Source organism: Haemophilus parainfluenzae (assembly GCF_003252725.1).
GTDB classification, from domain to species: domain Bacteria; phylum Pseudomonadota; class Gammaproteobacteria; order Enterobacterales; family Pasteurellaceae; genus Haemophilus_D; species Haemophilus_D parainfluenzae_L.
This window is the reverse complement of sequence record NZ_QEPO01000002.1, coordinates 188,852-204,358: the sequence shown is the minus strand read 5'-3', so window position 1 is coordinate 204,358 and position 15,507 is coordinate 188,852. Positions and strand designations below refer to the sequence as shown.

The window sequence follows — 15,507 nt, the reverse complement described above, 5'->3', positions numbered from 1 at the left end:
AATAAAAAAGCCTTGAAGTCATTATTTTCAAGGCTTTAAAGTCTTTCATAGGACTTGATAGGTTTATTTTGTGGTGGAGCTGGCGGGAGTTGAACCCGCGTCCGAAATTACTCTACCTTCAGTACTACACGTTTAGTCTCGTCTTTAATTTCACTTAAGCATGCGGACAGACACGCTAAACTTAAGCTAGTTTGATTCAATTTAGTGCTTCGATCCTCAAACAGCGGCTTCCACACGATCTCGTTTTGGTTTGACTCCGCTTTATCCCCGTCTTACGAGCGGAAGCTGGGGAGCGAAGGCTATGAGCAGGTTATTAAGCTGCTAAAGCGTATTGTTCGTCGTTTGCGACTATTTTTTTGCGGTTTATTTACGAGGCCTACCGCACCTCGACGTGCACCTTGGGCTTCGCTAATCCCGTCGAATCCAGAATCAGCCCCAAAATCGTTCGGCAGTTTATCAAAAAATCTAAGAAAGGAAAAGAAGCTATTTATTAACCTGAGAAGTTAGGGTAAAATTTTGCCACTTTTTTATAAGGAATCGAATAATGAAAACATTAAAATCTCTGACCGCACTTTCATTAGGTGCATTATGTTTAGCATTTAACACACAAGTTATTGCAAAAGAAGCGACACCCGCAAAAGCAACGCAAGCAACACAACAAGTAACAAAAGCGAGTGATAACATCGACAAATACCTTGCCATCAATATTGGTAATCGTGAAATGGTGGTTGATGAAAATGGCCAAGCGTTAAGTGCATTCAAACATGAAATCACTAACATTGGTCAAAAACCAATCAAAAACATTCAATGGGTGGGCGTGTATGTGAATAACCGTAAAGTTATTTACAGCCAAGATATGCAAATCAATTTAGAAACTCCATTACAACCAGGCAAATCCATCAATATTAATTTACAAATTCCGTTTGTTCAATTGGCTGAAGACGCACGCAAAGTCTTTATGAACCAACAAGAAAAAATTGATGTTTATCCTATTGAACGCGTTATTCTATTTGGTGATAAAACCGTTCTTTCTGATCGTTAATTTTCTTATCTAGCCCACGTAATGTGGGCTTTTTAATAGCTGTATACTTGAACAGTTATTTTCTTTTCGATATACTAAAAACACGCCTAATTTTGACCGCACTTATAGCATGAACTCCACCCGAAAAATTATTCACATTGATATGGATTGCTTTTATGCCTCTGTTGAAATCCGTGAAAATCCAACGCTACAGGGCAAACCTGTCGCAGTGGGTGGTAGCTCTCGACAACGTGGTGTACTCACTACCTGTAATTACGAAGCACGAAAATTTGGACTGCACAGTGCGATGCCGACAGCACAAGCTATCAAAAAATGCCCGAATCTGATTTTAGTGCCCGTTAATATGCCCCTTTATAAACAGGTATCCGCACAAATTCATCAGATCTTTCAACGCTATACTTCTATCATTGAGCCACTTTCCTTAGATGAAGCTTATTTAGATGTTACGGATTGTACACAATGTTCAGGATCTGCCACTTGGATCGCACAAGAAATTCGCCAAGCGATTTTTGATGAATTAAAACTGACCGCCTCAGCTGGCGTTGCGCCCCTTAAATTTCTCGCCAAAATTGCCTCCGATATGAATAAACCGAACGGACAATTTGTGATTCAACCTCATGAAGTTGAACAATTTGTAAAAACACTGCCATTAAAAAAAATCCCTGGCGTAGGCAAAGTCACCTCTGAACGTTTACTGAAAATGGGCTTAGAAACTTGCGAAGATGTGCAAAAACTAGACCAATCTATTTTGTTAAATATCTTCGGTAAAATGGGTAAGCGAATTTGGGATTTTAGCCATGGCATTGATGATCGTGAAATTCAAGCGCATCGGGAGAGAAAATCTATCGGCGTAGAACGCACTTTATCCGAAAATATTCGTCATCTCGAACAAGGCATAGCATTGTTAGATAATATCTATACCGAGCTTATTCGTCGCATTGAACGAAGTGCGCCGAATATCCCTTTAACAGCTTTTCGCAAAATTGGGGTGAAATTAAAATTTGAAGATTTTCAGGTGACGACCTTAGAAAAAACAGGATTGCCTTTATCACTAAAAAGCTTTCAACAATTACTGGAACAAATTTGGCAACGTAGCCACGGAAAATCCATTCGTCTCGTGGGATTACACGTAAATTTACCGGAAGAAAGCCATTTAGAACAAATGAGCTTGTGGTAAAACACAAAAGAAAATGACCGCACTTTTATTCATTCCATCCCGAGTTGGATAACTAAAAAACAAAAGTGCGGTCATTTTTTGATGAATTTGTTGAGTTGGTCGATAAGCCGAGTTCTGTCGTGGACAATCATTCCTCTAGGCGACAAATTACTCTGCCGCTCAAGCAACCTACCCGAACTCTGGACGGGCCATCCATTGAGTTCCTATTTGGTCTTGCTACGAGTGGAGTTTACCTTGCTGCACGTTGTTACCAACGGCACGGTGTGCTCTTACCACACCCTTTCACCCTTACCGTTTTCACGGCGGTCTGCTCTCTGTTGCACTGGTCGTCGGCTCACGCCGCCCGGACGTTATCCGGCACTCTGCCCTTTGTAGCTCGGACTTTCCTCTCGTTTACTTGTCCCACTAGGTCGTGCGAACACGGTTAAGGGCTTCAATAAACCAGCGATTGTCTAACCAACTCGCGGCGTAGTATAGGGGGAATTCAAAGAGTGGTCAAATTTTCATTCTTATTTTTAATAACTTCCGTTAGAATAGCCTTGCAAAACACGGTTATTTTCAACCGCACTTTTATCATAAGGATCTCCTATGAATTATTTACAAATCGCACGAGAAACCCTTTCTGTCGAAAGCCAAGCGCTTGCACAACTAAGCCAACGTTTGAATGATGAGTTTTCTCAAGTTGTGGATCTTATCCTTGCTTGCGAAGGTCGTTTAGTTATCGGTGGTATTGGTAAATCAGGGCTAATTGGCAAAAAAATGGTGGCGACTTTTGCTTCTACAGGAACACCAAGTTTCTTCCTTCACCCTACAGAAGCCTTTCATGGTGATTTAGGTATGTTAAAACCGATCGACATTGTGATGCTGATTTCTTATAGCGGTGAAACCGATGATGTAAATAAACTCATTCCAAGTTTGAAAAACTTTGGCAATAAAATTATAGCCCTAACCAGCAATAAAAACTCGACACTTGCTCGCCATGCGGATTATGTTTTAGATATCACCGTAGAGCGTGAAGTCTGTCCAAATAACCTCGCCCCAACTACTTCTGCGTTAGTGACTTTAGCCTTAGGCGATGCCCTTGCGGTTTCATTGATTACTGCTCGTCATTTCCAACCGGCTGATTTTGCGAAATTCCATCCAGGCGGTAGCCTTGGTCGTCGTTTGTTATGCAAAGTAAAAGATCAAATGCAAACTCGCCTACCAATTACGACACCAGATACCAGCTTCACTGATTGCTTAAGCATTATGAATGAAGGTCGCATGGGTGTGGCATTAGTGATGGAAAACCAACAACTTAAAGGCATTATTACCGATGGTGATGTGCGCCGAGCATTAACGGCTAATGGTGCAGATACCCTTAACAAGACTGCGAAAGAACTGATGACCTCGTCACCGAAAACGATTCATGAAAACGAATTCTTAGCGAAAGCAGAAGACTTGATGAAAGAGAAGAAAATTCACTCTCTTGTTGTGGTCAATGATGAAAATAATGTTGTGGGCTTAGTAGAGTTCTCAAGCTAATGATTAACGAAAAATTAAAGAAAATTAAATTGGTCATCACCGATGTCGATGGCGTATTAACTGACGGACTACTCCATTATGATGCAAATGGCGAAGCGATTAAAAGTTTCCATGTGCGCGATGGACTTGGTGTCAAAATGTTGATGGATGCTGGCATTCAAGTAGCCGTATTATCGGGCAGAGATTCGGCGATCCTGCGTAAGCGAATTAGTGATCTCGGAATTAAATTGTTCTTTTTAGGTAAGCTTGAAAAAGAAAGTGCTTGTTTGGATCTCATGAAACAAGCAGGTGTTACTGTTGAACAAACCGCCTATATTGGTGATGACAGTGTCGATCTCCCCGCTTTTGCAACCTGTGGCCTTTCTTTTGCTGTGGCAGACTCTGCACCTTATGTGCAAAATGCTGTGGATTATGTGCTTTCACTTGGCGGCGGAAAAGGTGCGTTCCGTGAAATGTCTGATATGATTTTACATGCTCAGGGCAAAGATGAAGTCTATACTTCAGCCAAAGGCTTTTTAAAATCAGTCAAAAATATGGGTCAATAGCACTACTCAAAACACCTAAAAAAATAACCGCACTTTGATGATTCAAAAGTGCGGTTATTTCTTTTTATGTTTTATTGATTTGCAGGTAATGCACCTGAATTCCAAGTCGGTGCTTCAGCTGGTTTCTTCACTTGCAACATAAAGCGCTGATTTGCCGTTGCTTGTGGTTGAACGATCGTACCCGATGGGGTCGAGAACGAAATACCGCCTTTCAACAATTGTTGTACACTACCGGTATTAAACTCTGCGCCTTTCCAACCAAAATTGAAATCATAACCCGATGAAACCCAAAACTCTGAATTTTTACGCACTAAATGCTGATACTTCGGTGTAATCGCAATATGTACCAACACACGATCACCTAAAGAATTCAATTCAAACTTACGAACGGTTCCCACTTCAACACCGCGATAAAGCACTGGTGATCCTTCCGTTAAATTCATCGCATCACTGGTTTCCAAAATAAATGGCACGCCATTACTGTATTTATTTCGAGGTTGTGCGGTTTGCGCTAAATTAAACTGCGTTTTAGGTTGACCTTTGCCCAACTCAATATCAATGTAAGGCTGTAAAAGGCTATCTAAGTTTTCAATTCCACCCGCTGAGATTTGTGGAGAAATCACTTTAAATACAGTACCCTCTTTTGCAATCATTCCCATATAACTTGGGTTAATTAATGCTTTTGCCGTAATACGATTCGTTTTTTGGTCGAGGGAAATCTGCTCAACTTCACCCACATTCATACCAAGATAACGCAAGCTCATTCCTTTACTTAAAGCCGTTGCATCATCTGTAAGTAACGTAATCACTTGCCCCGCTGATTTAGCTCGCAGTTCACTTGGATAAAGGGTTTTATTTTTGCCTGAACCCGTATTATCAAAGCTAATCGCGCCTTTTAATGAACGAGCAACTGGTGATGCCTGGATACTAATGCCTTTCGGCGTAATATCAATCTGTGCCGCACTTTCAACCCAGAATACGCTTTTATCTGTTAGAAGATCTTGATAAGCCGGATAAATGTACACATCAATATCAAAATTATTGGCTTTTGGTCTTACGTTAATAATTTTACCCACTTCAAACTGACGATAAAGCACCACAGAACCTTTACTAATACTTGGCAAATTAGTGGAATGTAACACAATCGTTGGATTCACTAAGTTGCCCGTAACACCTGTTTCTGCACTGCTAATATCCTTATAAAGTGGATAGGTAGAATGCGGTGCGCCACTTCCTTTTTTAGGTAATACTCTCACCCCACCTTGTAGCCATTTTGATGGCGTTGCTGATTCAAAACGCAATCCGTCTATACCAAAACTTACATCAAAATTAGAGGCTGCCACAAATTGAGTATTTTCATGAATAAGATTGCGATATTCTGCCGCAATCGCTACTTCAAATTTGACGCCATCAACATTTAAGTGCTGCTTCACAATTTGACCAATAGCAATATTGTTATAAAACACGGATTGTCCTTCAGCAATCCCATAAGTTTCTGGTGCGGTTAAAGTTAAGAGTAAAGTATTCGGTGCTTTGAGCAATAACTCATGTTCTCGAATCACATCAAACTGCGTTTTGCTTTCTCCGCTACCCGGAATAATTTCAAAATAATCTCCACGGAAGAATTTTTTCGGATTAGCCACATCACCCAAATCTAACTTACGATTTTTTAACACAATACGTGTATTCGTTTTTAGGAGGTTAGCTTGGTTTGGATCGATTAATAATGTGCCTTTTAAAATTTCTTCATTATTTTCGTCCGCACTTAAAGATGAAAGAAGGCCCACTTGCTCGTCACCATAATAAACCGAGGTTTGACCAGCATCTAAACCAGCACTCACCGGAATGGTCACCTCAACTTCAATCCCGCGTTTAGCCGCTTGCAAATTAGAATAAAGTGTATAGTGGCTATTAGTCACAGCTTGTGGGCTATCTGATGGCGAATCGAATGATACCGCACCTTGCACTACTGCATTTAAACTATCAACCTCTACATTCACACCTGATGCATTAATGTTGGCGTTGATACCACTAATATTCCAGAAACGTGAATCTTTCTTCACAAAATGCGCGAAGGCTTTATCAATAACCACATCAATTTCAACTTTATTGTCTTTATTGAATCGGTAATCATAAATTTTCCCGACTGGCATTTTTTTGAAATACACAGAGGCACCAATCGAAATTGAACCTAAGTCATCTGAAATTAAATGAATTAATAAATCGCCAGTATTGACTTGTGCAATAGGGCCTTGCTCTTCCGCAATAAATTCATCTTCTGAATCACCATCACCTGGTTGGAGGGTAATATAATTTCCTGAAACCAAAGAATCTAAGCCTGAAATACCTGCAAGAGACACACTCGGCTGAACAAGCCAGAACTTAGTATTTTCTTTTAACACCTCAGTCGCTTCAGAATAAATATTTGCCTCAACTTTCACTTTTTGCATGTTGTCGGCAAAGTTCACCTTCTTCACAACACCAATTTGCAAACCTTGATAGCGTATAGGCGTTTTATCTGCAACGAGTCCTGCACCATTAGAGAATGTTATCGTAATGGTCTTTCCTCGTTCTTGCACAATTTGGAAAAATAAAATGGCACCGATACATAATGCAATAAAGGGCAATAACCAAAACGGTGAGATGCGTTTATTCTTACGTAATAACGCGGCCACATTGTTAGATTGCTCATCAATAGATTGAGATTCTGGTTTATTGTTTTCTGTCATAAATTTTCCAAATTAATCGACTATCAAACTGAGAAGTTGAAATCATAGTTAAAAACACTGCTGCACCGAAATAAAATGCCGCAGGGCCTACAGTAAAATTAATAATCTGTCCGCGTGTTACTAGAGACATCATCAAGGCTAGCACAAAAAGATCCAGCATTGACCAACGTCCTACAAAGTGAACGATATGTAATAGCCGCATTTGCCATTTAATTGAATGTCGCCATTTAAAATGCACGCTTGCCAGTAAATACAACATAATCAGGATTTTGCTTACGGGCACAAAAATACTGGCGAAGAATACCACGAAAGCAACAAAATAGCTGCCCATGCTTATAAATGACATCACACCCGACATCAAGGTATCTTGTGACAAACTTCCTGTCAAATAAACGCCAGATATTGGGAGCAAGTTTGCAGGGAAAAGCATGATAATCCCCGCCACTAATGTCGCCCAAACACGTTGTAATTTTACACTCTCTGGTATTTCAATAAGCGATGCACAACGTGGGCAAATTGCTCGATGACGGTGATCGTATTGTTGATCTTCTTTTAAAAAAGTGTAATCGCAAGCGGTACAAAGCTCTAACGGTTTATCACTTTTGGTAACCGGTTTCTGATCGGGATAAAAATCATGCCATAAATCATCTAAATTAATTTTAATGAATAATAAAGTGGTTAAAAGCGCAGTAAAAACAAAAGCAATTAAATACACATCCAGTTCTAATGTGGCATATTCGCGCACTTTAAACATGGTAACAGCCAGTGCAACTAAATAGACGTCGAACATCACCCAAGGCTTAATATAACCCACAAATAATAAGACATTACGAGGCTTAATTTTGAGTAATTTAGAAATCTGCAACATAATGACTAAAATTGCAAAAGAGACAGGCATTAAAACAGCACAGATGAAAATCATAAATGCAGTATAGGAATATCCCTCTACTGCCATTTTCCAAATCCCTTTCCAAACAGAAGCATCAATTTTGGTACCTAGTAAATCTAAGCTCAATAAAGGATAGCCTAAAGCAAATGGCATTAAAATTAAGATAGAAAGGGCGATTAATGAACAACGTTTAAGTGACCAACGACTTCCCGATTGCAATTTATGATGGCAACGCGGACATTGCGCGTATTCCCCTTCTTGAGGACGACAAACAGACACCGTTGCGTCGCATCCAATACAACGCACAAGTCTATAAGTGGCATGAGTAAAATCAGGTGTTTTTGTCATTATTTCATCAAAAATTTAAAAAGTGGACTATTTTAGCCTTAATTGAGGGGATTTGTGAAGTTATACATCTATACTAGAAACGGAATTATTCCGCCCAACCATTGTCAATCCTTATAAAAGTGCGGTAAACTGTGCAAGTTTTTATTTTTATCCTAGGAAAACGCAGAAATGACAGATTCTCAAGTTGAAGCCCAAGCTGAAAATAATGCTGAAGGCGTTCAAAAATTAACTGATACAAAAGCGATCATTGCATATCTTGTGGAAAAATTCCCGCTTTGCTTTATTGCAGAAGGTGAAGCAAAACCATTAAAAATTGGTCTTTTCCAAGATCTTGCTGAAGCATTAAAAGATGATGAACGTGTCAGCAAAACTCAATTACGTCAGGCTTTACGTCAATACACTTCTAACTGGCGCTATTTACACGGTTGCCGTGAAGGTGCTGAGCGTGTGGATTTATACGGCAATCCTGCTGGTGTATTAGACGCAGAACATGTTTCTCATGCGACTCAACAATTAGCAGATGCAAAAGCTAAATTTGCAGAAAAACGCAAAGCAGAATTAGCAGCCAAAAAAGCACAACAAAAACGACCTGCTCGTAAACCAAATTCAAATCAAGCAACTCGCAAACCAAAAGCCCCGCAAGTAAAACTAAGTGCGGTTGATTTCACAACACTTTCTGCAGGTAGCAAAGTGAAAGTGAAAGTAGCAGAACAAGCGAAAAATGCGACCGTATTAAATGTGGAAAAAGATGGCGCACGCGTAGAACTTGAAAATGGTTTAGTGATGACAGTCACCGCAGATCGTTTATTTGCCTAATAATTTATTTCTTATCGGGAAAGGTTAAATGAAATTACATACAACCAAAAGTCTTATTGCGACAGCAATTTTAGGTGCGTTATTTCTTCATTCGTCTGACACATTTGCCGTGCAGCCGAAATTAAAGCAAAGCGATATTACGATTCCTTCGGCAACTGACGCAAATCAGTTGGCAACAAAGCGTGCAACAACGCGTTTAACCCAATCACATTATCGTAAATTTCAGCTTGATGACGCCTTTTCCGAAAAGATTTTTGATCGTTACATTAAAAGCTTAGATTACAGCCATAACACCTTTTTAAAATCAGATATTGATGATTTACGTGCTAAATATGGTTCTAAATTAGATGATCAACTTAATGAGGGCGATCTTTCAGCTGCATTTGCGATTTACGATCTGATGATGAAACGTCGCTATGAACGTTATGCTTATGCATTATCTTTATTAGATAAAGAACCTGATTTAAAAGGTAATGATCAAATTGAGATCGATCGTGAAAAAGCTGCGTTCCCAGCAACGGAAGAAGAAGCCAATAAGCTTTGGGAAGAACGTGTCAAAAATGATGTAATCAGCCTGAAATTAAAAGATAAAAAATGGCCTGAAATTAAAGAAAAACTGACTAAACGTTACAATTTAGCGATTCGTCGATTAACTCAAACTAAAGCGGATGACATTGTTCAAACTTATATTAATGCTTTTGCTCGAGAAATCGATCCACATACAAGCTATCTAGCACCACGTACTGCAAAAAGCTTTAATGAAAGTATGAATCTTTCTTTAGAAGGGATTGGTGCAACATTACAATCTGAAGATGACGAAACTAGTATCAAGTCTTTAGTACCTGGTGCGCCGGCTGAACGCAGTAAAAAATTACAAGCGGGCGATAAAATCATTGGTGTAGGCCAAGAAAAAGGCGAAATCGAAGATATTATCGGTTGGCGTTTAGAAGATATCGTTGACAAAATTAAAGGGAAAAAAGGAACAAAAGTTCGTCTTGAAATTGAACCTGCAAAAGGTGGAAAAAGCCGTATTGTTACCTTAGTTCGCGATAAAGTCCGTATTGAAGACCAAGCAGCAAAACTCACTGTTTCTAAAATAGAAGGTGAAACCGTTGGTGTTATTAAAATTCCAAGTTTCTACATTGGCTTAACTGATGATGTGAAAAAATTATTAGTAGATGCTGAGAAGAAAAAAATTGGCGCTTTAATTGTGGATCTTCGTGAAAATGGCGGTGGTGCTTTAACAGAAGCCGTTGCGTTGAGTGGTTTATTCATTACTGATGGTCCGGTGGTTCAAGTTCGTGATGCTTATCAACGTATTCGTGTACACGAAGATGATGATAATGCTCAGCAATATAAAGGTCCATTATTGGTGATGATTAATCGTTTCAGTGCGTCTGCTTCTGAAATTTTTGCTGCAGCAATGCAAGATTACAACCGTGGTATCATCATTGGGCAAAATACCTTTGGTAAAGGTACGGTACAACAAAGTCGTTCATTAAACTTTGTTTATGATTTAGACCAAACACCACTTGGTGTGTTGCAATACACTATCCAAAAATTCTATCGAATTAATGGTGGTTCAACCCAATTAAAAGGTGTAGCAGCAGATATTAATTTCCCTGAAATTATTGATGCCAAAGAAATTGGTGAAGAAAAAGAAGATAACGCCTTACCTTGGGATAAAATTCCACCAGCGACTTATTCTGAAACCAATAAAGCGCGTAAAGATGTTGAAGCATTAAATGAAAAACATCTAGAGCGTATTGCAAAAGATCCTGAATTTATTGCTTTAAATGAAGATCTTAAGATTCGTGATGAACGCCGTGAGCGTAAATTCTTATCATTGAATTTCCAAGAGCGAAAAGCGGAAAATGATAAAGATGATGCGAGACGTTTAAAAGATCTCAATGATCGTTTTAAACGTGAAGGTAAAAAAGCATTAAAAGACATTGATGATTTGCCAAAAGACTATGAAGCACCTGATTTCTTCTTAAAAGAAGCAGAAAAAATGGCAGCTGATTTAGTGAAACTTAATGCGAATCAACAAAAAGTGGATGCTGAAATAAAACAAGAAGCGGCAAAAGCAACAAAATAACGATTATTTTGACCGCACTTTAGCAGATGAAAAAAACTGAAGTGCGGTTATTTTTTATGAATATTTTTAAAGGTACAGCAATGTTAAAAGGAACAATGAAATTAAGCGCATTAGTCTTATCATTATCAATGATGACGTCAGGTTGTGCGTTAGCTGAATGGGCCAAAACAGTTGGGCAACCTCAACAAGCCGAAAATAAAGGTGTTGATATGTCTAAATTAAGTCCTGAAGAGCGAGCAAAACTTGAAGCTGAAATTAAAGAAGATCAAGCTCGTTTAGCCGCTGAAAAGCAAGCGATGTTAGAGATGTCATTAACGCATGAAATTGGTGAACAAAATCTACAGTTCAAACCAATTTTGGCTAAATTATATGCCGATAATAAATATGACTTAATGTGGAAAGACAAGACGGCAGAGAAACAATTCCTACGTGAATATGCCGCCATGGTAGCATCAGGCATTTCTAAACGTTCAGCGCAATCATTAGTTAATTTATATAACGCTGAAAAAACGGGCGGGCTCATCTACGATGTGTTGTTAAGTGATGCTTTCCTTGATTACTTGTATTACAGCAAGAATGTAAATCAACAAGCACAACGTTGGTTATACGGAACGAATGCTTATAAACCAGAATTACCAAATCAAGAAATGATTGACCAATGGCAAAGTGCGGTTAAAAACAATGCTGTTTCTGGTTTTGTAAACGGATTATCTAACCATAATCGTTTATACCGTGAAACTGTACAAGCACTCCCATCAATGATTTCAGCTTCAGGTATTTCTGCAATGGGTAAAAAACTTGCCCTTAATGCACAACGTTTACGCGTTATTCCTGATTTTGAAAATGGAATCTTTGTTAATATTCCAAGCTATCAATTGAAATATTATCGTGATGGCAAAGCAATTTTAGAATCTCGCGTTATTGTAGGGAAAAATGAACGTCGTACACCGGTGATGTACAGTCGTTTGAGCAATGTAGTTGTTAATCCACCTTGGAATGCTCCAACACGTTTAATCAATGAAGATATTTTACCGAAATTAAAACGTGACCCTGGCTATGCGGCTGCACACAACTACTCTATTTTGGATAGCAAAGGTAATACTATCGATCCTTACTCAATTAATTGGAGTAGCATTGGTGATAAATTCCCGTACCGTATCCGTCAAGCCGCTGGTGACAGTGCATTAGGTAACTATAAATTTAATATGCCAAGCTCTGATGCGATTTATCTTCACGATACCCCAAATCATAGCTTATTCAGCAAAAAAGACCGTGCATTAAGCTCAGGTTGTGTGCGTGTAGAAAAATCCGATCAACTTGCCTCTATTCTGTTACAAGAAGCTGGCTGGTCAGAAGATAAAAAACGTAACGTTTTAGAAAGTAAGAAGACAACTTCTGCAAACATTCGTACAAATGATCCTGTATTCTTGTATTATGTGACGGCATGGGTTGAAAACGGCCAAACACAAGTTTTACCGGATATTTATAAATATGACGATGCCGCGACTTTTAATGGTATTGACTGGGTTGTTGTAAAAAAATATCTTTAAACAATGTTCACACTAGAACTTTTTAAAGAAAAAATTGTCTAGGGTGAGAGATGGGTAATAAAAGAGACTAAAAAAATGGGTAACATTGACAAAAATCGTCGTAAATGGCTTTCATTAGGCGGCATCGTTTTAGGCGCAAGCATGATGCCAACTTCGGTATTAGCCATGGTCTCTACACCCAAACCTCGCATTCTCAGCTTTTATAATGTCAACACCAATGAACGATTAAGTGGTGAATTCTCTGCAACAACAGGGTTTAGTCGTTCACTACTTGGTAAACTTGATTACTTTATGAGAGATCGCCGTACAGACCAAGTGCGTCGTATGGATCCCAATCTCTTCATGAAGTTTTATCATTTACAAAGTGATTTGGGCTTACGTACTGCACAAATTGATGTGATTTGTGGCTATCGTAGTGCGGCAACAAATGCTATGCGTCATCGCCAAAGCCGAGGTGTAGCAAGCAATAGCTATCATATTAAAGGCCAAGCTATCGATTTTAGAATCCCTGGTGTGTCTTTAGCAAGATTACGCCAAGCTGCTGAAAATCTAGAGAACGGTGGTGTGGGATATTATCCTTACAGTAATTTTATTCACGTCGATACCGGCCCTGTAAGAACATGGCGTGGTGCATAAAAAACAGTTTAATTTTAGACCGCACTTTAGTGCGGTTTTTTGTTATAAATAATAAGGAAAAAAGATGAATATTGAAATTATTCCAGTTACAGCCTTTCAACAAAATTGTTCACTTATTTGGGATGATGAAAAAAATGCGGCGATTATCGACCCTGGTGGTAATGCTGAAAAGCTTATTCAACGTATTGAGGAATTAGAATTAAGCCTAAAAGCAGTCTTATTAACACATGGCCATCTTGATCATGTGGGTGCCGCTGAAGCAATTCGTGATCATTTTAACATTGAAATCTGGGGCTCACAGGAAGAAGATCGTTTTCTATTTGAAAGTCTACCACAGCAATCTCAACAATTTGGTTTACCTTATATTTCCGCATTTACGCCGGATCGCTGGTTTAATCAAGAAGGCGAAAAAATTCAAATTGGTACATTTACCTTTGAAATTCTTCATCTTCCTGGTCATACACCTGGTCACATTGGCTTTATTGAACATGAAAAAAATATCGCCTTTACTGGCGATGTGCTTTTCCAAAACAGCATTGGGCGTACAGACTTCCCTCGTGGGGATTTTGATACATTGATCTCATCAATCAAGAATAAATTATTTACATTAAATGATGATATGGTTGTTATTGCAGGACATGGTCCTTACACAACTATTGGACAAGAAAAACGAAGCAACCCGTTTTTGAAGTAAAGATCTGAATTTTGGGTAAAAAAAAGCTCCTAATTTCTTAGGAGCACCAAAAAGGAATTTATGAATAAAATCTCTAAAGTTTAGCTTTATCAAAGGAATCTCGATAAAACGCTAGCGATTATATTGACATATTCTGACAAATGCAAGCTTTTTCTTTACACAGATTTACAATTCTTTACAGTTTGCTATTTTTATAATCACTTCGACGGCTTTTTCCATCCCTTCGAGGGTCACTAATTCATGCTTGCTATGGAAATTATAGCCACCAGTAAAGATATTTGGGCAAGCCAATCCTTTTTCTGCTAAAAATGCCCCATCCGTTCCACCGCGTATCGGTTTATGATTTGGAGTAATTCCGCAAGCTTTCATTGCTGCATCAGCAAGTTTAATCGCCTGTGGAACATTTTTGACAGTGTCATACATATTTTTGTAACTGTCTTCAATAACACATTCTACCGGCTCTTTCAGGCTTTTCTCTCTATTAAATTTTTCTACAAGTTGATAAATAAATGCCTTACGTTGCTCAAAATTAGCTTGTTCAAAATCTCGAATCAGATAATGTAATTCAACTTTCTCAATATCCCCTTTAAAATCATCTAGATGGAAAAAACCCTCTTTTCCTGATGTTTTTTCGGGGACATCATCTTTTGGAAAACCTTGTTGAAACTCACAAGCTAACGTAAGCGCATTCACTAATTTGTTTTTAGCATAACCAGGATGAATGCTCCGACCTTTAAAGGTAATTTTTGCCGTCGCGGCATTAAAGTTCTCATACTCTAACTCACCCACTTCTCCACCATCTATGGTATATGCCCAATCACAAGGAAAATCCTCCAATGGGAAATAATGCATTCCTAAGCCAATTTCTTCATCAGGCGTAAATGCAACCCGAATATTGCAATGTGGTATATTTTCCCGTTGCAAGACAGAAAGTGCGGCCATAATTTCTGCGATTCCAGCTTTATTATCTGCACCAAGTAAAGTGGTTCCATCTGTCACAATCAAGGTTTTGCCAATAAGCTGATGTAAAAATGGATAATATACGGGACTAATAAACTCTTCCCCTAAACCTAATGCAATATCTCCTCCCCGATAATTTTCGATCACTTCAGGTTGAACATTTTTACCGCTGCATTGTGGGGATGTATCAAGGTGGGAAATAAAACCTATGGTTTGTGTTAATTCGGGATGATTTGAGGGTAAATAAGCTGTAACGACGGCATGCTTAGTCACATTGACATCTTGTAAGCCTAGTTCAATTAATTCTTGCTGCAAATGCAAAGCCAGCTTCATTTGCCCAGCAGAACTTGGCGAATGTTTTGCAGACGATTTAGATTGCGTATCAAACGCAACATAAGTTAAAAATCGCTCCAATAATTTATTATTATCTTGTTCTTCCATTTCGAAATTCTCCTTTGTTTTGCTGCTAGTCTAATCCTAAAAATCCTTGCAGTTCTTG

The 15,507-nt window shown here is 38.7% G+C and carries 12 protein-coding genes and 2 other RNA genes; 9 read left to right on the top strand and 5 right to left on the bottom strand.

The window, feature by feature from the left end; translation table 11 throughout:
* Positions 1-71: 71 nt before the first annotated feature.
* Positions 72-437, bottom strand: a transfer-messenger RNA (tmRNA) gene (gene ssrA, locus DPV85_RS03615).
* Positions 438-544: 107 nt separating this feature from the next.
* Here ssrA and DPV85_RS03610 point away from each other — a divergent pair.
* Positions 545-1,042 carry a hypothetical protein gene (locus DPV85_RS03610; protein WP_111327092.1) on the top strand — a complete coding sequence of 166 codons (498 nt, stop codon included), beginning with the start codon at positions 545-547 and terminating at the stop codon, positions 1,040-1,042.
* A 109-nt stretch (positions 1,043-1,151) separates the two neighbouring features.
* Positions 1,152-2,219: a DNA polymerase IV gene (gene dinB, locus DPV85_RS03605; protein ID WP_111327091.1), complete on the top strand. Its 1,068-nt coding sequence runs from the start codon at positions 1,152-1,154 to the stop codon at positions 2,217-2,219.
* Positions 2,220-2,306: 87 nt separating this feature from the next.
* On the opposite strand, the gene rnpB is transcribed toward dinB, so the two are convergent.
* Positions 2,307-2,683, bottom strand: an RNA gene (gene rnpB, locus DPV85_RS03600) — RNase P RNA component class A.
* 124 nt (positions 2,684-2,807) lie between these two features.
* Here rnpB and DPV85_RS03595 point away from each other — a divergent pair.
* The gene (locus tag DPV85_RS03595; protein ID WP_111327090.1) at positions 2,808-3,743 is read left to right on the top strand and encodes a KpsF/GutQ family sugar isomerase; all 936 of its coding nucleotides are present in this window, start codon (positions 2,808-2,810) and stop codon (positions 3,741-3,743) included.
* Complete coding sequence (locus DPV85_RS03590; protein WP_165816468.1) at positions 3,743-4,288, top strand: KdsC family phosphatase; 546 nt, start codon at positions 3,743-3,745, stop codon at positions 4,286-4,288. Before DPV85_RS03595 ends, DPV85_RS03590 begins: the two co-directional genes overlap by 1 nt.
* A gap of 71 nt (positions 4,289-4,359) precedes the next feature.
* On the opposite strand, the gene DPV85_RS03585 is transcribed toward DPV85_RS03590, so the two are convergent.
* Positions 4,360-7,017 (bottom strand): PqiB family protein, encoded by a 2,658-nt coding sequence (locus DPV85_RS03585; RefSeq protein ID WP_111327089.1) that lies wholly within the window; start codon positions 7,015-7,017, stop codon positions 4,360-4,362.
* Complete coding sequence (locus tag DPV85_RS03580; protein ID WP_111327088.1) at positions 7,001-8,254, bottom strand: paraquat-inducible protein A; 1,254 nt, start codon at positions 8,252-8,254, stop codon at positions 7,001-7,003. Before DPV85_RS03580 ends, DPV85_RS03585 begins: the two co-directional genes overlap by 17 nt.
* A 168-nt stretch (positions 8,255-8,422) precedes the next feature.
* Between DPV85_RS03580 and proQ the strand changes: the two genes are divergently transcribed.
* The 5 genes from proQ (at position 8,423) to DPV85_RS03555 (ending at position 14,048) form a co-directional block, all read left to right on the top strand.
* Positions 8,423-9,070 carry an RNA chaperone ProQ gene (gene proQ, locus DPV85_RS03575; RefSeq protein ID WP_111327087.1) on the top strand — a complete coding sequence of 216 codons (648 nt, stop codon included), beginning with the start codon at positions 8,423-8,425 and terminating at the stop codon, positions 9,068-9,070.
* 28 nt (positions 9,071-9,098) lie between these two features.
* Positions 9,099-11,168, top strand: a complete 2,070-nt coding sequence (gene prc / locus DPV85_RS03570; protein WP_111327086.1) for a carboxy terminal-processing peptidase — start codon at positions 9,099-9,101, stop codon at positions 11,166-11,168.
* Positions 11,169-11,248: 80 nt separating this feature from the next.
* On the top strand, positions 11,249-12,718 hold the full coding sequence (locus DPV85_RS03565) for a L,D-transpeptidase family protein (protein WP_111327260.1): 1,470 nt from the start codon (positions 11,249-11,251) through the stop codon (positions 12,716-12,718).
* Positions 12,719-12,793: 75 nt separating this feature from the next.
* Entirely contained in the window at positions 12,794-13,354 is a 561-nt protein-coding gene (gene mepK / locus DPV85_RS03560) for a peptidoglycan L,D-endopeptidase MepK (RefSeq protein WP_054419961.1), read from the top strand.
* Between the two features lie 64 nt (positions 13,355-13,418).
* The gene (locus tag DPV85_RS03555) at positions 13,419-14,048 is read left to right on the top strand and encodes an MBL fold metallo-hydrolase (protein WP_111327085.1); all 630 of its coding nucleotides are present in this window, start codon (positions 13,419-13,421) and stop codon (positions 14,046-14,048) included.
* A 165-nt stretch (positions 14,049-14,213) separates the two neighbouring features.
* Here the strand turns inward: DPV85_RS03555 and pepT are convergent, their stop codons facing one another.
* Positions 14,214-15,449 carry a peptidase T gene (pepT, locus tag DPV85_RS03550; protein ID WP_111327084.1) on the bottom strand — a complete coding sequence of 412 codons (1,236 nt, stop codon included), beginning with the start codon at positions 15,447-15,449 and terminating at the stop codon, positions 14,214-14,216.
* Between the last annotated feature and the right edge of the window lie 58 nt (positions 15,450-15,507).

Excerpts from the sequence above, each read along its gene's own strand:
- DPV85_RS03610 (WP_111327092.1), top strand. The coding sequence starts at position 545 with ATGAAAACATTAAAATCTCTGACCGCACTTTCATTAGGTGCATTATGT.
- dinB (WP_111327091.1), top strand. The coding sequence starts at position 1,152 with ATGAACTCCACCCGAAAAATTATTCACATTGATATGGATTGCTTTTAT.
- DPV85_RS03595 (WP_111327090.1), top strand. The coding sequence starts at position 2,808 with ATGAATTATTTACAAATCGCACGAGAAACCCTTTCTGTCGAAAGCCAA.
- DPV85_RS03590 (WP_165816468.1), top strand. The coding sequence starts at position 3,743 with ATGATTAACGAAAAATTAAAGAAAATTAAATTGGTCATCACCGATGTC.
- DPV85_RS03585 (WP_111327089.1), bottom strand. The coding sequence starts at position 7,017 with ATGACAGAAAACAATAAACCAGAATCTCAATCTATTGATGAGCAATCT.
- DPV85_RS03580 (WP_111327088.1), bottom strand. The coding sequence starts at position 8,254 with ATGACAAAAACACCTGATTTTACTCATGCCACTTATAGACTTGTGCGT.
- proQ (WP_111327087.1), top strand. The coding sequence starts at position 8,423 with ATGACAGATTCTCAAGTTGAAGCCCAAGCTGAAAATAATGCTGAAGGC.
- prc (WP_111327086.1), top strand. The coding sequence starts at position 9,099 with ATGAAATTACATACAACCAAAAGTCTTATTGCGACAGCAATTTTAGGT.
- DPV85_RS03565 (WP_111327260.1), top strand. The coding sequence starts at position 11,249 with ATGTTAAAAGGAACAATGAAATTAAGCGCATTAGTCTTATCATTATCA.
- mepK (WP_054419961.1), top strand. The coding sequence starts at position 12,794 with ATGGGTAACATTGACAAAAATCGTCGTAAATGGCTTTCATTAGGCGGC.
- DPV85_RS03555 (WP_111327085.1), top strand. The coding sequence starts at position 13,419 with ATGAATATTGAAATTATTCCAGTTACAGCCTTTCAACAAAATTGTTCA.
- pepT (WP_111327084.1), bottom strand. The coding sequence starts at position 15,449 with ATGGAAGAACAAGATAATAATAAATTATTGGAGCGATTTTTAACTTAT.